The 21,083-nt window shown below is 38.4% G+C and carries 26 protein-coding genes; 12 read left to right on the top strand and 14 right to left on the bottom strand.

Annotation, left to right across the window (positions count from 1 at the left end; genetic code table 11):
- Nucleotides 1-63 precede the first annotated feature (63 nt).
- From B4B65_RS14515 to B4B65_RS14525, 3 genes are all read left to right on the top strand, one after another.
- The gene (locus B4B65_RS14515; protein WP_293916287.1) at nucleotides 64-1,464 is read left to right on the top strand and encodes an MFS transporter; all 1,401 of its coding nucleotides are present in this window, start codon (nucleotides 64-66) and stop codon (nucleotides 1,462-1,464) included.
- A 75-nt stretch (nucleotides 1,465-1,539) separates the two neighbouring features.
- Complete coding sequence (locus tag B4B65_RS14520) at nucleotides 1,540-2,097, top strand: RNA polymerase sigma factor (protein ID WP_201679724.1); 558 nt, start codon at nucleotides 1,540-1,542, stop codon at nucleotides 2,095-2,097.
- A 1-nt stretch (nucleotide 2,098) separates the two neighbouring features.
- A complete protein-coding gene (locus B4B65_RS14525) occupies nucleotides 2,099-2,956 on the top strand; it encodes an anti-sigma factor (protein WP_293916288.1) in 858 nt (285 codons plus the stop codon).
- 240 nt (nucleotides 2,957-3,196) lie between these two features.
- Here the strand turns inward: B4B65_RS14525 and B4B65_RS14530 are convergent, their stop codons facing one another.
- The 9 genes from B4B65_RS14530 to B4B65_RS14570 form a co-directional block, all read right to left on the bottom strand.
- The gene (locus B4B65_RS14530; RefSeq protein WP_201679725.1) at nucleotides 3,197-4,027 is read right to left on the bottom strand and encodes a ferritin-like domain-containing protein; all 831 of its coding nucleotides are present in this window, start codon (nucleotides 4,025-4,027) and stop codon (nucleotides 3,197-3,199) included.
- 11 nt (nucleotides 4,028-4,038) lie between these two features.
- The gene (locus B4B65_RS14535) at nucleotides 4,039-4,758 is read right to left on the bottom strand and encodes a ferritin-like domain-containing protein (RefSeq protein ID WP_002994395.1); all 720 of its coding nucleotides are present in this window, start codon (nucleotides 4,756-4,758) and stop codon (nucleotides 4,039-4,041) included.
- 315 nt (nucleotides 4,759-5,073) lie between these two features.
- The gene (locus B4B65_RS14540; protein WP_201679726.1) at nucleotides 5,074-6,075 is read right to left on the bottom strand and encodes an aldo/keto reductase; all 1,002 of its coding nucleotides are present in this window, start codon (nucleotides 6,073-6,075) and stop codon (nucleotides 5,074-5,076) included.
- Between the two features lie 131 nt (nucleotides 6,076-6,206).
- A complete protein-coding gene (locus B4B65_RS14545; RefSeq protein ID WP_201679727.1) occupies nucleotides 6,207-6,710 on the bottom strand; it encodes a DinB family protein in 504 nt (167 codons plus the stop codon).
- A 168-nt stretch (nucleotides 6,711-6,878) separates the two neighbouring features.
- Entirely contained in the window at nucleotides 6,879-7,856 is a 978-nt protein-coding gene (locus tag B4B65_RS14550; RefSeq protein WP_293916289.1) for a BtrH N-terminal domain-containing protein, read from the bottom strand.
- Nucleotides 7,857-7,858: 2 nt separating this feature from the next.
- A complete protein-coding gene (locus B4B65_RS14555; protein ID WP_293916290.1) occupies nucleotides 7,859-8,407 on the bottom strand; it encodes a GNAT family N-acetyltransferase in 549 nt (182 codons plus the stop codon).
- 69 nt (nucleotides 8,408-8,476) lie between these two features.
- Nucleotides 8,477-9,292, bottom strand: coding sequence for a hypothetical protein (locus B4B65_RS14560; RefSeq protein ID WP_293916291.1), 816 nt, complete (start codon nucleotides 9,290-9,292; stop codon nucleotides 8,477-8,479).
- Nucleotides 9,279-9,965: an ankyrin repeat domain-containing protein gene (locus tag B4B65_RS14565; RefSeq protein WP_293916293.1), complete on the bottom strand. Its 687-nt coding sequence runs from the start codon at nucleotides 9,963-9,965 to the stop codon at nucleotides 9,279-9,281. The genes B4B65_RS14560 and B4B65_RS14565 overlap by 14 nt, the downstream gene beginning before the upstream one ends.
- A 173-nt stretch (nucleotides 9,966-10,138) precedes the next feature.
- Nucleotides 10,139-11,050: a helix-turn-helix domain-containing protein gene (locus B4B65_RS14570; protein WP_293916295.1), complete on the bottom strand. Its 912-nt coding sequence runs from the start codon at nucleotides 11,048-11,050 to the stop codon at nucleotides 10,139-10,141.
- A gap of 301 nt (nucleotides 11,051-11,351) precedes the next feature.
- Here B4B65_RS14570 and B4B65_RS14575 point away from each other — a divergent pair, with 301 nt between their 5' ends.
- The gene (locus B4B65_RS14575; protein ID WP_293916297.1) at nucleotides 11,352-12,383 is read left to right on the top strand and encodes a LacI family DNA-binding transcriptional regulator; all 1,032 of its coding nucleotides are present in this window, start codon (nucleotides 11,352-11,354) and stop codon (nucleotides 12,381-12,383) included.
- Between the two features lie 72 nt (nucleotides 12,384-12,455).
- The gene (gene nhaA, locus B4B65_RS14580; RefSeq protein WP_293916299.1) at nucleotides 12,456-13,631 is read left to right on the top strand and encodes a Na+/H+ antiporter NhaA; all 1,176 of its coding nucleotides are present in this window, start codon (nucleotides 12,456-12,458) and stop codon (nucleotides 13,629-13,631) included.
- A gap of 160 nt (nucleotides 13,632-13,791) precedes the next feature.
- On the opposite strand, the gene B4B65_RS14585 is transcribed toward nhaA, so the two are convergent.
- Together B4B65_RS14585 and B4B65_RS14590 are read right to left on the bottom strand one after the other, a co-directional pair.
- A complete protein-coding gene (locus B4B65_RS14585) occupies nucleotides 13,792-14,538 on the bottom strand; it encodes a DUF3667 domain-containing protein (protein ID WP_293916301.1) in 747 nt (248 codons plus the stop codon).
- A 13-nt stretch (nucleotides 14,539-14,551) separates the two neighbouring features.
- A complete protein-coding gene (locus tag B4B65_RS14590; protein ID WP_293916303.1) occupies nucleotides 14,552-14,800 on the bottom strand; it encodes a hypothetical protein in 249 nt (82 codons plus the stop codon).
- A gap of 212 nt (nucleotides 14,801-15,012) precedes the next feature.
- Between B4B65_RS14590 and B4B65_RS14595 the strand changes: the two genes are divergently transcribed.
- The 7 genes from B4B65_RS14595 to B4B65_RS14625 all read left to right on the top strand — a co-directional run bounded on the left by B4B65_RS14595 (nucleotide 15,013) and on the right by B4B65_RS14625 (nucleotide 19,163).
- On the top strand, nucleotides 15,013-15,372 hold the full coding sequence (locus B4B65_RS14595; RefSeq protein ID WP_293916305.1) for a helix-turn-helix domain-containing protein: 360 nt from the start codon (nucleotides 15,013-15,015) through the stop codon (nucleotides 15,370-15,372).
- Nucleotides 15,373-15,458: 86 nt separating this feature from the next.
- Nucleotides 15,459-16,214 (top strand): SDR family oxidoreductase, encoded by a 756-nt coding sequence (locus tag B4B65_RS14600; protein WP_293916307.1) that lies wholly within the window; start codon nucleotides 15,459-15,461, stop codon nucleotides 16,212-16,214.
- Between the two features lie 173 nt (nucleotides 16,215-16,387).
- Nucleotides 16,388-16,819: a DoxX family protein gene (locus tag B4B65_RS14605; RefSeq protein ID WP_293916309.1), complete on the top strand. Its 432-nt coding sequence runs from the start codon at nucleotides 16,388-16,390 to the stop codon at nucleotides 16,817-16,819.
- A 68-nt stretch (nucleotides 16,820-16,887) separates the two neighbouring features.
- On the top strand, nucleotides 16,888-17,406 hold the full coding sequence (locus B4B65_RS14610) for a DinB family protein (RefSeq protein ID WP_293916311.1): 519 nt from the start codon (nucleotides 16,888-16,890) through the stop codon (nucleotides 17,404-17,406).
- Between the two features lie 51 nt (nucleotides 17,407-17,457).
- Entirely contained in the window at nucleotides 17,458-18,057 is a 600-nt protein-coding gene (locus B4B65_RS14615) for a Crp/Fnr family transcriptional regulator (protein ID WP_293916313.1), read from the top strand.
- Between the two features lie 60 nt (nucleotides 18,058-18,117).
- Nucleotides 18,118-18,744, top strand: a complete 627-nt coding sequence (locus B4B65_RS14620) for a hypothetical protein (protein WP_293916315.1) — start codon at nucleotides 18,118-18,120, stop codon at nucleotides 18,742-18,744.
- Nucleotides 18,745-18,761: 17 nt separating this feature from the next.
- On the top strand, nucleotides 18,762-19,163 hold the full coding sequence (locus B4B65_RS14625) for a DoxX family protein (RefSeq protein ID WP_293916317.1): 402 nt from the start codon (nucleotides 18,762-18,764) through the stop codon (nucleotides 19,161-19,163).
- A 71-nt stretch (nucleotides 19,164-19,234) separates the two neighbouring features.
- Here B4B65_RS14625 and B4B65_RS14630 read toward each other — a convergent pair whose 3' ends face one another.
- The 3 genes from B4B65_RS14630 to B4B65_RS14640 form a co-directional block, all read right to left on the bottom strand.
- On the bottom strand, nucleotides 19,235-19,738 hold the full coding sequence (locus B4B65_RS14630) for a hypothetical protein (RefSeq protein ID WP_293916319.1): 504 nt from the start codon (nucleotides 19,736-19,738) through the stop codon (nucleotides 19,235-19,237).
- A gap of 105 nt (nucleotides 19,739-19,843) precedes the next feature.
- The gene (locus tag B4B65_RS14635; protein WP_293916321.1) at nucleotides 19,844-20,593 is read right to left on the bottom strand and encodes a DeoR/GlpR family DNA-binding transcription regulator; all 750 of its coding nucleotides are present in this window, start codon (nucleotides 20,591-20,593) and stop codon (nucleotides 19,844-19,846) included.
- 32 nt (nucleotides 20,594-20,625) lie between these two features.
- Nucleotides 20,626-21,015, bottom strand: a complete 390-nt coding sequence (locus B4B65_RS14640) for a VOC family protein (protein ID WP_293916323.1) — start codon at nucleotides 21,013-21,015, stop codon at nucleotides 20,626-20,628.
- Between the last annotated feature and the right edge of the window lie 68 nt (nucleotides 21,016-21,083).

A 21,083-nucleotide genomic window follows, 5' to 3' on the forward strand; every position in this document is an offset into this window, starting at 1 on the left:
TACAACTACTTGATTATACTATAATTATACTCCAATTTTGAACTGTAAATATATGAAAAAGCAATGAATAGATATGTGCAGCTGCTTCTGGTATCTACCGGAATTTTCCTTTTTGTAATCGATCTTTTTATAATCAACGTCTCCCTCCCTTCTATTCAGGCTGGCTTACATGCTAAAGACAGCCAGGCACAATGGATTGTCATTCTCTATGTTATCGGATATGCGAGTTTACTGGTTACCGGAAGTAAAGCGGGCACATATTGGGGTAAGAAAAAGGTATATAATGTCAGTATGTTTTTCTTTATTCTTTCATCCGCACTATGTGGTATAGCGGCAAATGCAGAAATATTATTAGTCGGCAGACTTATACAGGGAGTTAGCTCTGCCTTTATGGTCCCGCAGGGGATAGCGTTTATTCCGGACATCTTTGATACCGAAAAAGATCGTATCAAAGCTCTGGGAATTTATGGCAGCATCGCCGGAGCAGCCTCTGTACTGGGGCAGTTTCTGGGCGGTATTTTACCGGATATACAATGGATTATTGAAGGATGGAGACTTATTTTTCTGATTAATATTCCTGTAGGATTGGTTTCGCTCTTATTAGCAATCCGTTACCTCCCGAATCATCATCAGCCTGTTGAAGGACGGTTTAATATCAGCGGAGTTATTCTGCTTGCGTTCTCTATCATGACACTTATCTATCCAATCATACAGGCTGCAGAACATCCCTGGTCTGTGTGGTATACCGTCCTGCTGATCTGTTCTTTCATCTGTTCCCTTTGCTTTATTTATCTGCAAAAGAAAGATCACAATAAGGGATTGGAGACTTTAATAGACTTCAGCTTATTTCGCAACACCTATTTCAGGCTGGGACTATGGTCGGCACTGTTCTACTACATGGTACAGGATTCTTATTTCATACTGACCTCTCTTTATTTGCAAAGAGGACTGGACGTCAGTTCTACACAGACTGGTCTTTATTTTGTTGCACAGGGTATCGGATATGTAATAGCCTCACTTGTCTCCATCCGATATAATGTAGTTCACGGCAAAAGGGTTTTACTCAGCGGGATATCCATCATGGCCATAGGCTTGTGTATGCACCTCCTGATATTTAGTATGTCTGACGTTTCGCATACCGTTATCCTGCTGACTCTTTTCTGGTACGGATTGGGATGTGGAACTGTTCTTCCTTCTATGATGACTATGGCACTCAAAACTATTCCGGAGAAAAAAGTCGGAATAGCATCCGGCATGTACCTCACCTTACAGCAACTGGCTGTCGGAATTGGAGTTGGTCTGCTCACAACTGTTTTCTTTCATTTCAGTAGAATATCTCTTACCACAAACAGGATGCTGACAGCCTATTATTACAGTATTGGTACCTGTATTATATTATTGTTAGTTGTTGCTTTTCTTTTCTTTCGACTGCCTGAAGTAAAGGTTGAAACCAATAATAAATAACTTATTGATTTATAGATTTCTTTTTATTTGGACAACGTCAAAATATTTATATCTTTGAGTACAAAGCCTGTTTGATTGAATAACGCAAATAATACCTCTGAAGAACAACTTATCGCATCTTTGCAAAGCAAGGACGAGAAGGCGTTTAATTATCTGTATGATAATTATGCAGGAGCGTTGTATGGAGTTGTAATCCGGATTGTCAACACCAAAGAATATGCTGATGAAGTGATTCAGGATATATTTGTGAAAATATGGAATAATATTCATTCATTTGATTCCGGAAAAGGCAGGTTGTATACCTGGATGATCAATATTGCAAGAAACACAGCTATTGATTACATCAAATCCAAAAGTGTTCAGAACGAACAAAAAAACCAATCTCTTCCAAATATCGTAGATGATAAAGAAATTAATAATTTTGCGGTGGCAGAGAATGTGGACCATATCGGTTTCAAAAATGTATTAAATGAACTGAAGGCCGATTGGCGGGAATTAATAGAAATGGCGTATTTTGAAGGATATACGCAAAATGAAATAGCAGTAAAGCTCGATATCCCCTTAGGTACTGTCAAAACGAGGACCAGAGGAGCGCTCATCGAACTAAGGAGATTACTTAAAGATTATCAATAAATTGGACATTAAAGAGTACATATCGTCTGGCATTATCGAAGCTTACGTAATGGGGCTTGCTTCCGAAGAAGAAGTAAGTATCCTGGAATGCGTACGCAAAAATAATGCGGAAGTGGAGCAAGCAATTCTGGAGGCGCAACAAACGCTGGAAGATTTTGCTACGGTCCATGCTATGCCTCCTCCTTCCGGTCTGAAAACAGCAATCTGGGACAAAATATCCGCTCAGGAAAGTACAGATCCGGATAATGAAAATATAGTCCCTTTTATTTCGCAGGCAGAAGAAAATCAGCTACCTGTTGAGCAGAAAAGCGAAGATGATTCTAAGATTAAAAATCTGGATAATGTACAGCCATCACGTACAATGAGCCGAATTGCAGTTGCAGCTTCACTGATTTCTGTTTGTAGCTTACTGGGTAATCTTTATCTGCACAATAAATCCAAAGAGAACGAATCACAGCTTGCAAAAGTAGCAGCAGAAAATAATGTAACCCAACAAGCACTGGCTAATCTGCAGGACAAATGGAAAATGATCCATGATCCGCAGATGAAGACAATTACACTGGCCGGAGTAGAAAATCACCCTGGTCTGAAAGCGCTGGTATTCTGGGATTCAAACAGCAAAAATGTATATCTGAGCATGGAAAATATGCCTGCTGCACCCGAAGGTATGCAATATCAGCTGTGGGCTATAGTAGATGGTAAACCTGTAGATGCCGGAGTCTTCCCGCAAGATAAGACTTTGGATGTCAATATGATGAGCACAATCCCGAGCGCTCAGGCTTTTGCAATTACATTGGAAAAACAAGGTGGAAGCCCTACCCCTACTATGTCCCAGATGTATGTTATGGGAAATATTTAGGCTCTATTCCTAAAAAACCTGTATTGCTATAAATTATTACTTCAACTTTCTATTGTTTATTCCATATTTTTTTGAGAAGGCTCAGCATCAACTACTTAAGATAAAATCTAAAATGCGACTTAAACAAAAAACAGCCGCAAACATATTAGTCTGCGACTGCTCATAGTTGTGCACGTATACATTTCTAACCTTCCATATATGCTAAGCAGAAGGTATCAAAATATGGGTGGTACTCACTAATTATTTAACGATAAAAAGGCTTGCGATATTCAACACAGCTTCAGCAGTTAGCGGTTCATCAAAAGATTGAGTTGCTGCATTTGCAGATACTTTACCATTTACAGCATTCAGCGTTGTGATATCCACACCTCCTTGTACTTTATTATCTTCTCCTGCATATATCGGATCTACTACCGCACCTATACCACTGTCGTTGGCTCCTGTGATCCACGGTTTCTGATCTGCAGCAGCTCCGCCTCTTGCTCTTCTCATCTGACGGATATGTGAAGCATGTCTTGCTTCTACCGAATGAATCTGCAAAGCAGCCGTCAATACGACTCTGTTGCCTTTCAGAATGCCGGCCTGTCCTTTATAAGCACGGACTCCGGTATCTTCGAATGCCTGTGCTAATGCTAAGAACGTATCATAATTTGTAAATACATTGCCAAAAGTGCCACCAGCCGTAAAATCAAATGTAGGCTTTGCGACAGCGTTATTGCCAAGTACAGTCTTGAGAAAATTGACATGCGCCACTTCATGATCTCTGATGGTGGTAATCGCTCCCATAGGTTTGCCGGCAGGTACCAGATTGGCTGCTGCAGCTCCTTTTGTATAGAATTCGGCCTCCAGATATTCCAGTGTCAAGGCATAGTTCAGTACACCATTTACATCTGTCGGAACCTGCCCGTACGCTTTTTTCAATAATTCACTCAAAACAAATGGCATAGCGGCAAGCGTCACTTTCTTGCCGAAAGATGTCATATTTTTTATAGCCTCACGACGAGGACTCACGCGTTCGTTGAACTCCGGATCAACTTGCGTAATCGTATCAAAAAGATTAAATAAATTCATAATACTGAGGATTAATAGGTTGGTAAATCTTGAACACTAATCTTGGACTTAATAAATGGAGCAGCGGTCTGCAACACTACGGTCGGGCTCTTGGCTACATCCAGTCCATTACTGTCTATTACTTCCGAATTGGCAAAGCTACCGTTGTCAATCAGGTCACGTACAAGAGCAGCGTGTCTGGCTTCAACTGATACAATCTTACCGGCAAGAAGCAGATAATTGACATCTTTTATCAACCAACCTGCACCATTGTAGGCCGATACGCCCAGGTCCTCAAAAGCTTTTGCTGTTGCAAGTACACTGTCCCGGCTGGAAAAATTAACCGCTGAAAAGTTGAATTCCAGATTTGCAATTGCATTTTTACCTAAAGCAGCTTTAAAAAACTCTCTGTGTGCTACTTCATGGTCACGAATATCGGTAAACAAGGTTTTTTCCCAGTCTGAAATATTCGAATACGGAGATGCAGCTACCTGAATGTAAAATGCTGCCTCCAATTGTTCAAGTGCATAAGCATAGTTAAGAATAGCAATATCTCCGCTACCGAAGTAATATTCTTTACCGCCCATATCTACCATATCATCATCGTCCTTACAACTACTCATCCCCAATATGGCCAAACCTGCGGCACTGGCTCCTGCAAATTTTAAGAAGTCTCTTCTTCTCAACCTTTCGTCAGTCAATATTTCTTCCTGTATTGACGACGTAGGATTTTTTGTGGTTAGATTTTTCATAGTTATCCTATTTAACGTTTATAATTATAATCAGTAGTTTCTTTCATCTACGATAACGGATGAGATCTGGATTTAAAATTTCTGATTATTTTTCTTCTACACGTATAAATAAGAGTATCAGCAAATCTGAAAAATAAATTAAACAACTGAATAACAGATATTTAAATTAAAAAAGAAACTTAAATATTTTCTTATATTTATTTGAATTTATATGTTTTAAGAATGCTTATATAACTAAAAGGCTCAGGTATCTTGTCTGGTGAAGACAGAAACCTGAGCCTTTATATTTCAAAAATAATCTGTTTATCTATCGGATCAGCGATTGACCAGTTTCATAGATCCCTCGTTGTAGCGTGCTCCGACATTCGGATATTGAGCTAGTATTTTTTCAATTTCCTGTAACTCGGAAGGCGAAAGAGAGACATCAACAGCTCCCGCATTTTCGATCAACCGCTCTGTCCGGCGTGTTCCCGGTATCGGAATAATCTGCTCTCCCTGAGCAAGTACCCATGCCAGCGCAAGTTGTGCAGGTGAAACGCCTTTATCTTTAGCAAAGGAAGCAAATGCCGCAGCCAGATTCGTATTATTCTCCAGATTCTCACCCTGATAGCGTGGTAGAAATTTTCGGAAGTCCTGATCTTCCAGCTGATTTACATCGAGTGTATTGGTAACCAATCCTCTTGCCAATGGTGAGTAAGGTACCAGCGCAATATCCAGTTCCTTTAAAAGTGGTAATATTTCAGCCTCTACATCTCGTGTAAGCAGGGAATATTCACTCTGCAGAGCCATAATCGGATGTACAGCATTCGCTTTTTTAAGTGATTCAGGAGAAGCCTCACTAAGTCCCAGATAACGGACTTTGCCTTGTTTCACTAACTCAGACATAGCACCTACAGTCTCTTCGACGGGGACATTCGGATCTACACGATGAGCATAATAAAGATCGATGACATCTACTTTTAGTCGCTTCAAACTATTTTCTACTGCGACCTTGATCCATTCCGGAGAGCCGTCAAAATAAGTTTCATTCGCATTGCTCGCCCGTGCAACCCCATCCCGGAATCTAAATCCGAATTTAGTAGCAATAAAGACTTTATCCCGGTTAGGCACAAGTACTTTTGAGAGCAACTCCTCATTGGTACCATTACCATACATATCGGCTGTATCCCAAAAATTAATTCCCAGATCCAACGCTTTATGCAAAGTCGCTATACTTTGCTGATCGTCAGAAGCACCATAAGCAAAACTCATCCCCATACAGCCTAAGCCTATGGCAGAAATGTCTTCGTTTGATTTTCCTAATTTTCTATACTTCATAACCTCTTATATTTTGATATTCAAAGTTAGGTATACCACGGGTAAAGAAATTACAAAGATCAAACCATCACTTACATTAATCAAACAACCTAAATTCCAGAAATGTAATAATCCGAAGCAATGTACCTTTCTTATGATGTTTGTTGACGCATTACATTCCAGAAGTTATAGTCCATCATCGGAGCTTTGGCACCTCCGACATGATGTCCGATAGTGACAATTTGCCCGCGATGGTAGGTGGTATGAATGATCAGATGTTGTAAGTATTCATATTTTGGAAAATTTGAAGAAAACCATTCTGATTCTATTAAATAGTTCTCACGCATTCCTTCATCATTTTCCTTTACATAAGCAGCCAGGAGTTTAGCTTCATTTACCAGATTTTCCATTTCCGTTGCAATATCCACATCAGTAGCCATATACTCAAAACTTGGAATTGCCGTTCCCCGTATCATTGCAGACCAATACAATTGTGTATCACTGATATGTTTAAGTGTTTTTGCTATACTGCTAAAACTGGAAGGACATTCTTTATACAGTGATTCTTCATTACAACTTTGTAACCAGTTTACTAATTGTTCTGTTACCCAGACGTTATAATCAACGCTGTGTGTTATTAATGTTTTTAAGCTCATAATATGAATTGTTTAATTGATTAGATTCTGATAAATTTCCCCGTTAAAAGCTCAGATATTTCCACCACTTCATCCGGAAACTTCTAGCATTCTTTCATTCGACCATATAAAAACCTGTTAGAATTCTAAAGTTTTTGCCTTTTAATACCGTTCCAAACTATTAAGCAGTTATATGGTCAGCAATAGTTCCATAGTCCTCTTTTCTTTGTCTGCTATTGTTTTCAAAATTTCTGATGCCTGCAGTATATAGCTTAAGTCTTCTGTCACGCTCACTTTATCAAACAATTGTGAAATCGAAGTCCATAGTTCTGCAATCTCAATAAAAGCTTCGTATCCTGTATTTAGTTTTTCAATCTTTAGCAGATCGTAACTTTCCTTTAAAAAATCCCGGTACAAATTTCTGAATAAAGCCCCTCCTGTCCCTGCTCTCTCCATCATCATAGCAGATGTCTTAAATTCATTTTGAATGTCTCTGCTGGCTTTAAACCATTTGACGATTTCCGTGCTTGTCTTTAAAATTCCTTTATACCCGATATTTGTAATAGGCGGATTCAGATAATCAGTAGCATTATTCCTGATGGCAGTTGTAATTGCATTTTTCAGGTCAAATTGGTTACTTGCCTTCTGTAGCGTATAATACAGATTTTTGGAAGACATGGGACCTTTCTCAGCCCTTGCTAATTCCAGACTTTTTAAGCTCGTTTTTACGCGCCCGCCTTGCTGCCGCGTATCAATCAGATAAGCATTTTTATCATCATAACCGTAAATAGCGGCATAGTGCCCTGCAAAGTGAAAGGGGCGTGAGAAATACTGTAAATGAAAGCAATCCAATTTTAAACCAACAACTTTTCCGCTGTCCAAACATTCTTTGACATCCTTCCAGGCCTTTTGAACTGAAGTTGTTTCCCTTACCGTTAGTTCAATATCCAGATTTTTTGCAATATGTTGAGTTATAAGATCGGTTTTAATACGCCCTCCAATAAAGGGGAAAGTCATGGATTTCATATTCCAGAATATAAATCCCAACCCTTCACCTAAACCAAAAAGAAGTGGTTCTGACAGATCAATACCAAGCTGTTTCAACAAAGTTCCCGTTGCAGTCGTCTCGCAGTGTTGTCCGTCATACGGATTGATTTCCAGTTTCATTGTTAACAATGCCCTTTTGTTTTATATAATACACAAGTTCGGAGACGGTCATTATTTACCAGCAAAGTATGTTCAAATTCATATTGCTTTTCGAGTCCTATCTTTTTCATAATATGCTCAGATTTCAGGTTTATTTTTGGTGCCACTGCATAAATATCTTCTAGCATTAAGACACTCCGGGCATAATCCAGACATCTCTTCGCTCCTTCTGTCGCATAACCCTTATTCCATTCTCCACTATTGATTCTCCAGCCAATGTCGATACAAGGCGTAAAGTCTGCTACATATGTTTGTTCAGAAAGTCCTATGAAGCCGATAAATTCCCGGTTATCCAGCCTGTCAACTGCGAAATAACAAAATCCTTTGTCCTCAAACTGACTTTTCATTCTATGAACAAATTCTGTCGTCTGTTGTTTTGTAGAAACATCAGGAAAAAATTCCATTACTTTTTTATCCGTATTTATGAGGTACAATTTATCTATATCCTCCTGATCCCAGTTTCTAAATCCAAGCCGCTCAGATGTAAATATGTATTTTTTATTGTTTTTCATATTGCGTATTTTCCAATTCCATCACTGGAGTATAAAGAGAAATCTGTAAACACCTGTTTTAAAACCCATTTATTCTTCGAATGATCTCGCATCATAACTTTTGATTTTAAAATCAGAATTCCTGTATTTTGCCTTTCTTGTTATTTTTCGTCCGTCTTTCATTCGGTAAAAAGAGTAAAAAATAAGCTGTTTTTTCGGATCAAATTCAATTTCTATGGGTTTATAGCTTTTTAATCCGCCTTCGACAATTTCACGCCCTGTTTCTATATCAATTTTACCCGGATAGCTCTCATCAACATTTGTCCAGCTGCAAACCAACAATACTTTCTTTCCATCCGATCCATGAGTAGAGATATCAGAATAGTCATATTTTATATTTCCATTATAAATAAAGGCCTCAGAACAGGAAAAAGACATTTCATCACTTCTTTTTATGAGCAGATATTCCTTATTGGGCAGATTGTGAATGTCATAAAAATAATTAAAAGTCTTTTCGGATCGATTTATAATTACCTTATCTCTAAGAACATAGCTCCAGTGACCCTCTTCATTTGTCAGCGTAAACAACTCATAATCACCTTTTTCAGAATTCTTTATTGTAAAATATGAATTTAAACTATCCAAAACTCGTCTAAAATTATTGAATGTTTTAATATCGTAGTTTTCGAGTGTAGACCTAAGCTGATCTGTAAAACCCTCTTTAGCATCATCACCGGTGTCAAGAAAAGATTCTATTAGTAATGCTTCCTGAGTTTTTTGCCCAAAAACCTGACTATTACATAATAACAACAGTAAAACCAATTCAAAGATTTTCATTTGGCTATTGATAAATTTTAAGAAAAGATAGTAAAATAATAATTTGAAGTCTTTTTTAAAGAATCTCATCTTTGTTCAGTATAATCTGATCAATAGTACTCTTATAATTATCATAAATAGTATTCCCTCTTTTACTTGCTCCCATAAAATCACTGATTTTTGTTGCTTTTATTAATTCAAAAACCGGATACAAGTCATCGATACTTTCCCGGCTCAATGGTTTTGAACGATCTACCTGAACATTCTCAATTTCATTACACAATATTTCAACAGTGCTAATTCCATGGCTATCAGTTACGTCAATATTGACTCCTTGCGTGATAATTAATTTCAAAAGTTCAATTGCTTTCCGGTAGTTTTGAGTTGGTTCAGGGTGAATTTTCCATTGATTCTTTTTAAATAAACCTAAAAACCCTGATGTATTCTGAGTGCTGTATTTAGGAATATAAATGGCGAACCTGGAATTGTTGACTACAGCCGAAACTGCAAAATGTAAGACCGGTTTTCTCCATTCATTATCTTCATTTTCTGTTTTCCCAAATTTTATATTTGCTCCACGCTCAATAAGTAATCGCGCAATTTCATAATTATCGGTCTTGATTGCCGTCTGCAGCGGAATTTCTCCATCGTCCTTTTGGGACACTCCTTTTGCGACAGCATTTAATAAAGTCGGATTCTTATCTATTATTCCGGAGACTTCGTCTATGTTTTTATTTCTTATAGCCTTGAATAAATTTTTCATCTTTTGATTTGTAATGTACGCTCCCTAATAATCTAAAACAATACTGTTTGCCTCTAATAAAATTACATAAAAATCTCTGATATAACCCCTTACACTTAATTTGCTTTAAACAATCGCTCAATTGATTCATACATAAAACAGTCTTGAATTGAAAAACAAGCGTCTTATAGAAATCAAACAAAATTCTTTCTATACTCCAAAGGTGATTGTTGTTGATTTTTTTTAAAGAAATTGGTAAAGTATGCCGGAGATTCGAAACCAAGACTATACGCTATTTCTGAAACAGACCAGTTGGAATGCTGTAACAATGCTTTTCCTTCTCCCAGAATACGAGCTGCAATAAGTTCACCGGTTGTCTTTCCCGTTTCCTTTTTGACTGAGCGATTCAGGTGATTGATATGAACGGAAAGACAGGTAGCAAATTCTTTTGGTGTATGGAGTTGCAATCTGAATTCAGGAGTATCTATAGGGAACTGCCTTTCCAATAGTTCCAGAAATAGTTGAGTAATACGGGCAGATGCATCTTTGTGTTTTACAAATGTTTCAGGGGGTTGAATCTTTAAAGCTTCATGAACTAGCACATGCAGATAACTTCTCAAAACATCGTATTTATGAAGATAATCGGAATTTATCTCTGCTAACATGCGCTTGAAAATCGCTGAAATTTCCTGTTGCTGAGCTTCGTCCGGAAAAAAAACAGGATGTATATGCGTCTGAAATAAAGGTGTCTGCTGAAAGAACTTAAACTTTTCATCATGATTCAGAAAGCTATCTGTAAAAAGACAAAACCAGCCCTTCTGATCCTTGGATTCGGCTTCCCATGCATAAGGTACTTTAGGATTAGAAAGAAGTAATGCAGGTTTATCTATGTAGATCCATTGATCCGCAAAATAGAGTCTCCCTTTGCCTATAATATAAGAGACCTTAAAAAAATCGCGTCTGCTGTAAGGTGCCAGAAATGAACATGCATCACGGGCAAAGACATTAAAATGTCCGACTCCGGCAGACTTGGTCTCTGGCAGCAGCTCTCTGCTGACCTGCGGAACACGGGCATAAAATTCGTATATGCTCTCACTCTTATTCATAGCCTAATTTACACAATTCAAACAATACATTTTAAAATTTTCCTGCACAGGACATTTTCACCCTGCTCCATATATAGATATAAGTCTTTTATATAACAGAATAAAATGTGATTATCTTGAAAATTCGTTACAAAATGCATAGATTTAAGGTCAGTTTGTTTTATTTCTACTGAAACCATCATATTTTTAAAACATTTTCATTCATTAACAACATGAGTTTTTACTGTTAAACACAAAAACCATATAATTCAGGTAAAAAATATGACAGTTTCAGTTCTGTTTAAGAATAATTCACATACAGATGAAAAAAATCACTATCCAGGATATTGCTCTGGCGGTCAATAAATCTATTTCCACTGTTTCTAAAGCATTATCAGACAGTCATGAGGTCAATAAAGACACCAAACGAATGATCCGGGAATATGCAGAGAAAAATAACTTTCAATCCAATTCATCAGCGCGAAGTCTGAGAACCGGAAGAAGTAATATCATTGGTGTTATCGTTTCTACTATAGGAAATTCTTTTTTCTCCCAATTACTGGAAGGAATTGATGAAGTAATCGTAGAGACAGATTTCACCTTAGTGATTATGCAGAGTAAAGAAAATGTACAGCGGGAACGCAAGTGTATAGATATTCTCAATTCAAGAGGAGTAGATGGTATTATTATATCTCCTATTGCAAACACACCTAATATCGACCATTTACAGAGACTTCATGATAACAGTTTTCCGATTGTAGTGGTAGACCGCATCAACAACAGACTTAAATCATGCAAAATCGGCGTTAAGAATTTTGAAGGTTCATATGATGCTACGCAACATTTGGTGGATCTGGGGCATAAAAGGATCGTGCATGTCACCGGCAGAAATGCAGGAGTTATCCGCGAAAGGTTGAATGGCTTCAAAGACTGTCTGCGTAAAAACAAGATTCCTGTCAGATCCGGTTATATACTGGATTTTGATCTGCAGGACAAAAGCAAACTGGAAGAAGAGATCAAAACCAAATTATCAGCTTTGTTTGCAACTAAAACAAAACCCAATGCTATATTTACAGCTACCGATCTTCTGACCAATAAGATGAGTGGTATCTTAAAAGATATGGGACTCAAAATACCTGAAGATGTAGCTTTGATAGGCTTTTCCAATTCTACTTATTCCAGTTCATTTTACCCGTCTCTGTCCTGTATCTACCAACCGGCAGCAGAAATGGGTAGACTCGGAGCGCGCAAAATCATCGAAATGCTGGATAAGAAAAGAAAGAACTATGCTATCCATATCGAGCGTATTGAATTAGACACCCAATTGATTATCCGAGAGTCCACATCTGGCTAAGCATACCTGGAAAAACGGCATTATTAGCCGTTTTTCACCCTGTTTTACATCTGAAAATTGTAGATTTGAAGTATGAAACTTATTAATCTGAATATTTTCAAGCAATTTTTGAAGTCCAGTACAGCAGGAGGAATTATACTTTTTGCCTGTGTTATTATCTCTTTGATTATAGCCAATTCACCTTTAGCTGATACGCTATCGGGTATTCTCAACTATCATATCGGTTACGAGAGTGAAACGGTACAACTCAATTACTCTATACTACTGTGGATCAATGACGGACTGATGGCCATTTTCTTTTTACTGGTGGGTCTGGAGATTAAAAGAGAATTGGTGGAAGGCGAGTTATCTTCTCCGAAAAAAGCAATGCTGCCTATTCTTGCTGCCATTGGAGGCGCATTACTTCCTGCAGCCATATATACAGTAATCAATCTTGGCGAGGTCACGCAACATGGATGGGGTATCCCAATGGCGACTGATATTGCATTTGCCTTAGCAGTAGTGACGATGCTCGGTAAAAAAGTACCTGCGAGTTTAAAGATTTTTCTGGCTGCCCTGGCTATTGTAGATGACCTGTTGGCGATCCTTGTTATTGCTGTTTTTTATTCAGGAGATCTTCATTTCACCTATTTGCTGTATGCGTTAGGTATATTCATTGTATTATTGGGATTCAACAGATTTGGGGTAAAAAACATCTGGGCTTACCTTATACCGGGTATCTTTATATGGTATTTTATTCACCATTCAGGTATTCACGCGACTATTGCAGGAGTTTTGGTAGCGATGACTTTACCTACTACACCGGATGCACAGGAATCCCCTCTTGAAAAACTAGAGCATGCCCTGACAAACCCTGTCAACTTTATTATTATCCCGCTGTTTGCATTAGCCAATACGAATATTACCATTCATCAGGAAATGATCGCAGGCCTTACTTCTGCATTAGGTGTAGGTATTATTGCAGGATTGATTGTCGGTAAGACTGTAGGTATTCTGACAACCTGTTACATTTCAACCAAACTAAAAATAAGCAGCCTGCCGGAAAATGCAAATTGGATGCATATCACCGGAACAGGACTATTGGCTGGTATTGGATTTACCATGTCCATTTTTATTTCTATTCTTTCGTTTGATGATCAGCTCTTAATTGATGAGGCTAAATTTGCTGTTCTTATTGGTTCACTAATATCTGGATTATTAGGATACCTTGTACTTTCTTCAGCCAGCAGGAAGAATGCAGTGAATTAATGACTTTTACTTAAATATAATATACAAATGGCCTTTATTTTTGATAATGAAGGCCATTTGTATGTTAGAATATATTTCTGCAATTATGCATTATCCTGATCTGTTTTATGGGTTCAAGTCCAAAAATAAAAGGTTACTACTTTTCAAAAGTTGAAAGATTTTACTTCAACTGGCTTATTATACCCCATATTATACCAAAAACCATAGATAGCAACACATAAGACACCGGAATCATTATACTTCTTATGATTCTCCCTCTCCTGGAATATCCGGATTCCGAAAAAAACTGATAATACACCCACACCGTATAAATCAACATGGATATACTGAGAACAGTATAATATAAAAAGAAGAGTACTGTTTTATCGGTATAGAAAACGGTAAGAATTGTAAATAGCAAACCGATAACTAACTCGGCCGCAGATTTATATGAATTCAATACCAAATGCTCGGAGTAATTGAATTTAGCTTTCCGAAACCATAAAAAACTAAACACAGAATATAGCGGAATCGTAACTAACGGAACGAGCTTAGGATATTTAGTTAAAATCCTCTCAACCGGTCCCATTGCTTCACGGCTCTGCTCCGGCATAAGATCACTTAATTTGATATCTGAATAATGTCCGATAATCCCTGACACCGCCACGACGATCAGTATAAGGGTGACAAAACTAAAATAACCAACCCGCTTCCCTAGTATATACTCTCTTATACTGTGACCCGGACGGGTAAATAATTCCTTAATAGTAAACAAAATTCCCCTGTCCACATGCCATACACCATGAACCAGATCATGTTCAAAAAAATGTTTGAGAGAATATCGGTGTGTACTGCTCTTCTGCCCACAGTTTTTACAGTAATTTCCGACTATTTCATCATGACAATTCAGGCAATTCTTTTCTATCATTTGGTTTGTAATTCTATGTAATTGATCTGTTTTTAATCTCGGTATTTAACACTTTCAATACGCTGATCATCGGAATAAGTGTTACCGGTAACGCCGCAACAGGAATAAATAATTTCAGAGATGATATATGTAAGTAGACATATACAGCCATACCCAACATAGCAATCCACACTATTACAGCTCCGATAAGGATGCCCTTAATAAGATTTTTTCTATAGGTTAATCTCTCAATGCTTAATTCCTTCAGGTTACTTTTCAGCATTTTGTCGTTGGCAATAATGGTTAATATACATCTTCTTCGTATAGATCAGGTAATAATAAAGGCAATTTTACAGGTAATGTATGATACTACCCTTTATTAGCCCACAAAAATATAGTACTGATCTGAATTATACAATAAGACTGGGTAGAATACGCTTACAATTATTTAACTTTAGTATCAGTAGATTCACATGTATGACAAAGATCCGGAAAATGATAACAAAAAGAGGTGAAGAAATCACCATGAAATACTTTGATTTTTTAGATCATCATGTCGATGATGTCATCAGTGGACGTACAGACGAATTTATGGAGCTCAATGAGATCGCAAGCGCATTAGCGGTATCGCACAAGCACCTTACAGATACCATCCAGAAGGAAAAAGGAAATCACCCTTGTCATTTCTATGATGAAAAGATCATCGAAAAAGCAAAGGCATTATTGACCGGAACCACACTCCCGATAGCACATATAGCAATGAAACTGACATACGATCCTTCCAATTTTTCTAAATTCTTCAAAAAATGGACGGGCATGACTCCCGGAGATTTCCGTAATTCAAGCACAAAGTAAGTATCAACCCAAAACTTCCGAAAAGTTCACCATATCACTCTGATTTTCATTGCAGAACTTTGCCATACAAACAAATTAAAAATCTTATGGCAAGAAATGATTTAAAAGGAAAAGTAGTATTAATCGCAGGCGGAGGTAAAAACCTTGGGGGACTGTTGAGTCGGAATTTCGCTAGTCAGGGAGCAAAAATAGCCATCCACTTTAATAGCGAAAGCACAAAAGCGGAGGCAGAAAAAACCTTAGCTGATATTGAAAATGCCGGAGGAGAAGCATTTTTATTTCAGGCAGATCTGACACATGTAGAAAATATCAAAAAACTCTTTGAAGCAACTATTTCAAGATTCGGGGGTATTGATATTGCTGTTAACACCATTGGAATGGTATTAAAAAAACCATTTCTGGAGACAACCGAAGAAGAATACGACACGATGTTTGACATCAATTCCAAAGTCGCCTATTTCTTTATACAGGAAGCAGGTAAAACATTAAACAACAATGGAAAGATATGCACAATAGTGACCTCTCTGCTGGCGGCTTATACAGGATTGTACTCCACATATGCGGGCGCTAAAGCACCTGTTGAACATTTTACAAGAATGGCTTCCAAGGAATTTGGAGAGCGTGGCATTTCTGTCACGGCAGTAGGTCCCGGTCCGATGGACACACCTTTCTTCTATGGTCAGGAATCTGCAGATGCCGTTGCGTATCACAAATCTGCCTCTGCTCTTGGAGGACTGACAGATATCAAAGACATCGCGCCATTGATCCAGTTTCTGGTTACAGAAGGATGGTGGATCACAGGTCAGACTATTTTTGCAAATGGGGGTTATACCACGCGTTAAGTACAAAGGAAACCATAGACAGTAGCATAAGGCTATTTGTCTATGGTTTTTCACTTCGCCACACTAGCTCACTTATAACCTTACGGACTATGGAATTTTAAAAAAGGGCGATATTTTAGTAAACTTTATCAATTGTCGGCTGTTTCTAATCTTACACATCAATTACCTTGACCATGAGAAACAGAAAGACATCGGTTATCCGACATGTTGCCCGTATTGCATTAGGACTATTTCTTTTATTTGCAGGTATCGGTCACCTGAGTTTTGCCCGACTGGAATTTCGGGCACAAGTGCCGCCATGGGTTCCGATGGATGTAGATCTGGTTGTCATTCTGTCCGGAATTGCAGAAATTGGACTTGCCTTACTGATCCTGATCTGGGGGCAGCGTAAAAACTGGATTCCCTGGTTTGTGGCTCTGTTCTTTATTGCTGTTTTTCCAGGTAATGTAGCACAATACACGGAACAAAGGGACGCTTTCGGACTAAATACAGACGGACTACGGCTTTTTCGGCTATTTATGCAACCCGTACTTATTATCTGGGCACTATGGAGTATGGATGCTTTTCAAAAAAGAAAACATAATTTACGAAGGCAATACAAATAAGAAACACAGGAGTTCGAATGCCTCAATTTGCAAAATAATTACTAACTTATGGTATATTACAGATCAATATGAAAAAGGCAACAGAACCTGAAGTGTGGATGCGGGGGCCGGTTGCCGGTGTACCGGGATTATTGCAACCAGTCGCACACGCACTTTTACAAGCACAGGAAGATATCACTAATGCTGTAAAAGGCATAGATGAACATCATCTCTGGCAACGACCATCCGGGGCGGCTTCTATAGGGTTTCACTTACAGCATATCTGCGGAGTTATAAACCGTATGTTTACATATGCTTTGGACCTCCCGCTTTCTGACCAGCAACTGAGCTACCTGTCGAAGGAGGGTCTGGTAGATCCGACTGTGACTGTAGAAAGCCTGTTACTTCAGCTGGAAACACAACTGCAAGCTGCTATTTCCCAATTGTGCAGTACAGATACCAATCAGCTCACTGCGACTCGTTACCTGGGTCGTAAGCGTATACCGACTACTTTAACAGGACTACTTTTTCACGCTGCTGAACATACACAACGGCATACCGGCCAACTACTCGTAACGGCAAGAGTACTGACATGTCCTCCCTTTTAGCGCTGTAACGTGAGATGTATTATATTTGCATCTCAAAAGCACAGACAGGGTATGGATAATGAAAAATATATTGGTGATCTCATTGCTCATTTTAGAAAAACAGTACCACTTACGGATGAAGAAGTGGCAGAAATTATCCCCGCACTGGAACCCAAGCTGCTGAAACGAAAAACATATATACTGGAGCCCGGACAAATCTCCAGACACATGCGTTATATCGCTAAGGGGAGTATGCGTTGCTATTACCTGGATGACAAAAGTCAGGAGCATACTCTTCAGATCGGAATAGAAGATTGGTGGATCAATGACCTGTATAGCTACCTCACGCAGAAACCATCCCGTATGTATCTGCAAACAATGGAAGAAAGTGTTATTATCCGGATAAACCGTCAGCAACTGGAACGATTATACACTTTAGTACCCACACTGTCTGATTTTTTCAGATTAAAAATTCAAAATGCATATGTGGCTCTTCAGGAACGTACACTAGAGCATATGAGTGTAGATGCTTATGAGAGGTATCGTACATTTCTGTCCGAATACCGTGATATAGAACAACGGGTACCTCAATATATAATAGCATCCTATCTGGGCATGACACCCGAATTTCTCAGTCATCTGAGAAAGAAAAATGCAGCAAAGATTTCTTAAGATACCTTAATTTTTAGCGTAATTCTACCGCCTACTTTTGCTTCTGTCAAATAACATGAGATGAAAGCAGCGAAACGTATAACCCTTATATTAATCCTTAGTTGTGCAGAATTTATCCTCTTTGCACAACATCCGGTGTACAGTCCGGAAATCATACTCGGAAACAGGGCTTTCTCCTATATTCATCAGGTCAGTTACAGATTCAGCCCAAAGTGGAAGCTGGATAACTTAACCTTATTCGATACAGAATATGGAGATAAGAAGAATGATATATTTTTTATTCGAAACAGTCTGGCCTATTCTCTTCATAAAAACATATCTGTCAGCACGGCTGTAGGTTTAAAAAATCCGGGAATCTTTACTTCAGTTTCTGCACAGTATCAACTCAGGTATGAAAATTTTTCACTGTCTTATACTGCTGGGGCAACCTATCAGAAAGGAATTACACTTGAGCAATCACTTCATGTACTCTACACTCCAGTTATTACACCTGTAATAACTGGATATTTTAAAATTCAGGCTGTAGCAAATATCAATACCAAAGCATACCAGCGTGGATTTCAACAGTTGCGGACAGGGATACAAATACAAGGTAACATATATGGACTTGCAATTAATCTGGATCAGTTCAACAATAGTCATAAAACACTTGAAAATACAGGCATATTTCTAAAACATAATTTCTAAAATCAAAATCAAATCAAATGAAAAAATCACAGGACATAGGACTCTTCATGGTCAGAATTACTATTGCTGCTCCAATGCTGATGTATGGAATCAGCAAAATAATTCATGGAATCAGTTATATTGAAGGCTTGCTTACAGAAAAAGGATTACCTGCTGTATTTGCCTACGGGGTATATGTCGGGGAAATCATCGCACCTCTGCTCCTTATCATAGGATTCAGAACAAGACTGGCAGGCCTTTTATTTTCCATAAATTGCCTGACGGCCATTATTTTAGCACAGACCGCAGCTATATTTAGTCTCAATGAAAACGGAGGCTGGGCTTTGGAAACGCTGGCCATATATGCTGGAATAAGTGCTGCATTATTCTTCACAGGCTCTGGTAAGATCGCATTGTCTTCTGCACATCATTGGGATTAATGTACTATAGTTCAATCGTTGCAGAAAATAATCTATCTCTTCTGCAACGATTGTTTTTTTTACTCTAGTGATCAGGATTGCTTATTGAACCTGACTTCTCCCTGATATTGTTTATCTACAAGAACCATGAGTACAGGGTGCACGGTATAAGACTGCTTACCTGCCTCTTTGACTGTGTAATCCAGTACAATATGATCCCCAACCTGCTTCAATGTTGAAGCTGATATCGTGGTAGCGGTATCCGTCACAGTACCGATCACGGCTAACACATAGACCTTAGCGAAATCGATAGATGTAGGCGTTCCATCCTCTCCCATCACTGCTGCCATACCAAAAATACGGTCAAACTCCTCCTGTGTGGTGATTTTCAACTCTTCCGGTTTGCTGTTCGTATAGGTATTTTTAACAAAGTAACGTTCAGCTTCTGTAAAGGGAATGTCCGCTATTTTTTCAGACAACACATTTTCGCTGGTATCTGCTGCATTTTTACTGCTGTTGTCCTGATTCGTATTAGATTGACATGAAACCGCCAGAAAACCGGCCGAAAGTGTGAACAAAAAGATTCTTTTAATCATAATTATTTCTCATTAACAGGTAAATATCCGGTAGCATCTGCTACATTTTGAATCTAAAATAGGAATAAAAACCGTATAGACATGTTAAAAATCATTTCTGATTTCTTAAACAAGCTGAATTCCTGATCCTCTGAAATCATCCAGGCGTTTATCATCACTTGCGACATCCGTTATTAACATACCGACTTCCGACACATCACATACTTTAAAAGGATATGTACTGTTCAGTTTATCAGTATGACTCACAACGATTTGTTGCAGAGAAGACTTCAACATTGCTTGTTTTACATCACCTTCTTCTTTTGTAGCTACCGTAATACCGTATTGATACTGAATAGCACAGGCTCCCATCAGATAAAGATCAGCCACATAGGAACCGACGTCCTGACAGGTTAACAGTCCGGTATTTGTTTGCGTCTCGCGGTTGTATGTTCCTCCCAGTACTATAATTTCTACTCCTTTGTACATAGACAACACAGGAACTAAAGCTTGATTATTAGTAATCACCCTGAAATTCGAGTGCACAGGCAAATGGGCTGCAATTTCACAGATAGTTGTACCTCCATCCATAAAAATCGTTTGTCCGGATTTGATAAACGGCTGCGTTTTCAATGCAATAATCTCCTTTTCTGTAGTGAAATAAGAGCTTCGGTCTTGAAAGTTAAGCGGATTTTTAGCTGGCAATATAGCTCCTCCCCGTACTTTTACCAGTAGTCCACGATCGGACAGTATATCTATATCTCGTCTGATGGTATCTTCCGAAACGGACAGATCAGCAGAAAGCGGAGCATACCCCACTTTTCCGGAATCCCTCAGTACAGTCAGTATATGATCAAAACGTTCTTCTTTTAGCATAATGTAAAAAATTACAGATTAAAAATTTCACTTCAGGCAGCGATAAGCTCCAGATGGTTACCCTCCGGATCCAGTACCACACTCTCATAATATCCGTCTCCGGTAGTGCGGGGTTCACTATAAATCGTAAATCCGTCTCTGCGCAATCTTTCTGTCATGCTATCCACATCCTCCTTACTTCCTACAGTAATCGCAAAATGTGTAAGCCCTTCCATAATCCCTCTGTACTGAGCAGGAAAGATATCCGGCCTGTTCATCAGTTCCAGACGCGTGCCCCCTTCAGAAAATTGCAAAAAATACGCCTTGTACTGCTTCTTCTCATTTATATATTTCTCTTCTGCCACAGCAGCAAAATATTCTATATAGAAGTCTTTCATTCTTTCCAGATCAGCTACCCACAGCGCAAGATGTTCTATTTTCATTGTAAATACCTCTTTTATTTTTTTGATAACCATTAATTATTTTGCAATTTTATGAAAATTTGCATTTA

This window comes from Sphingobacterium sp. UBA5789, from assembly GCF_002418355.1.
Taxonomy (GTDB): Bacteria; Bacteroidota; Bacteroidia; order Sphingobacteriales; family Sphingobacteriaceae; genus Sphingobacterium.

Excerpts from the sequence above, each read along its gene's own strand:
- nhaA (WP_293916299.1), top strand. The coding sequence starts at position 12,456 with ATGAAACTTATTAATCTGAATATTTTCAAGCAATTTTTGAAGTCCAGT.
- B4B65_RS14600 (WP_293916307.1), top strand. The coding sequence starts at position 15,459 with ATGGCAAGAAATGATTTAAAAGGAAAAGTAGTATTAATCGCAGGCGGA.
- B4B65_RS14585 (WP_293916301.1), bottom strand. The coding sequence starts at position 14,538 with ATGATAGAAAAGAATTGCCTGAATTGTCATGATGAAATAGTCGGAAAT.
- B4B65_RS14555 (WP_293916290.1), bottom strand. The coding sequence starts at position 8,407 with ATGAAAAACAATAAAAAATACATATTTACATCTGAGCGGCTTGGATTT.
- B4B65_RS14620 (WP_293916315.1), top strand. The coding sequence starts at position 18,118 with ATGAAAGCAGCGAAACGTATAACCCTTATATTAATCCTTAGTTGTGCA.
- B4B65_RS14635 (WP_293916321.1), bottom strand. The coding sequence starts at position 20,593 with ATGCTAAAAGAAGAACGTTTTGATCATATACTGACTGTACTGAGGGAT.
- B4B65_RS14560 (WP_293916291.1), bottom strand. The coding sequence starts at position 9,292 with ATGAGATTCTTTAAAAAAGACTTCAAATTATTATTTTACTATCTTTTC.
- B4B65_RS14540 (WP_201679726.1), bottom strand. The coding sequence starts at position 6,075 with ATGAAGTATAGAAAATTAGGAAAATCAAACGAAGACATTTCTGCCATA.
- B4B65_RS14615 (WP_293916313.1), top strand. The coding sequence starts at position 17,458 with ATGGATAATGAAAAATATATTGGTGATCTCATTGCTCATTTTAGAAAA.
- B4B65_RS14640 (WP_293916323.1), bottom strand. The coding sequence starts at position 21,015 with ATGAAAATAGAACATCTTGCGCTGTGGGTAGCTGATCTGGAAAGAATG.
- B4B65_RS14545 (WP_201679727.1), bottom strand. The coding sequence starts at position 6,710 with ATGAGCTTAAAAACATTAATAACACACAGCGTTGATTATAACGTCTGG.
- B4B65_RS14605 (WP_293916309.1), top strand. The coding sequence starts at position 16,388 with ATGAGAAACAGAAAGACATCGGTTATCCGACATGTTGCCCGTATTGCA.
- B4B65_RS14535 (WP_002994395.1), bottom strand. The coding sequence starts at position 4,758 with ATGAAAAATCTAACCACAAAAAATCCTACGTCGTCAATACAGGAAGAA.
- B4B65_RS14530 (WP_201679725.1), bottom strand. The coding sequence starts at position 4,027 with ATGAATTTATTTAATCTTTTTGATACGATTACGCAAGTTGATCCGGAG.
- B4B65_RS14565 (WP_293916293.1), bottom strand. The coding sequence starts at position 9,965 with ATGAAAAATTTATTCAAGGCTATAAGAAATAAAAACATAGACGAAGTC.
- B4B65_RS14625 (WP_293916317.1), top strand. The coding sequence starts at position 18,762 with ATGAAAAAATCACAGGACATAGGACTCTTCATGGTCAGAATTACTATT.
- B4B65_RS14515 (WP_293916287.1), top strand. The coding sequence starts at position 64 with ATGAATAGATATGTGCAGCTGCTTCTGGTATCTACCGGAATTTTCCTT.
- B4B65_RS14630 (WP_293916319.1), bottom strand. The coding sequence starts at position 19,738 with ATGATTAAAAGAATCTTTTTGTTCACACTTTCGGCCGGTTTTCTGGCG.
- B4B65_RS14595 (WP_293916305.1), top strand. The coding sequence starts at position 15,013 with ATGATAACAAAAAGAGGTGAAGAAATCACCATGAAATACTTTGATTTT.
- B4B65_RS14590 (WP_293916303.1), bottom strand. The coding sequence starts at position 14,800 with ATGCTGAAAAGTAACCTGAAGGAATTAAGCATTGAGAGATTAACCTAT.
- B4B65_RS14575 (WP_293916297.1), top strand. The coding sequence starts at position 11,352 with ATGAAAAAAATCACTATCCAGGATATTGCTCTGGCGGTCAATAAATCT.
- B4B65_RS14570 (WP_293916295.1), bottom strand. The coding sequence starts at position 11,050 with ATGAATAAGAGTGAGAGCATATACGAATTTTATGCCCGTGTTCCGCAG.
- B4B65_RS14550 (WP_293916289.1), bottom strand. The coding sequence starts at position 7,856 with ATGAAACTGGAAATCAATCCGTATGACGGACAACACTGCGAGACGACT.
- B4B65_RS14610 (WP_293916311.1), top strand. The coding sequence starts at position 16,888 with ATGAAAAAGGCAACAGAACCTGAAGTGTGGATGCGGGGGCCGGTTGCC.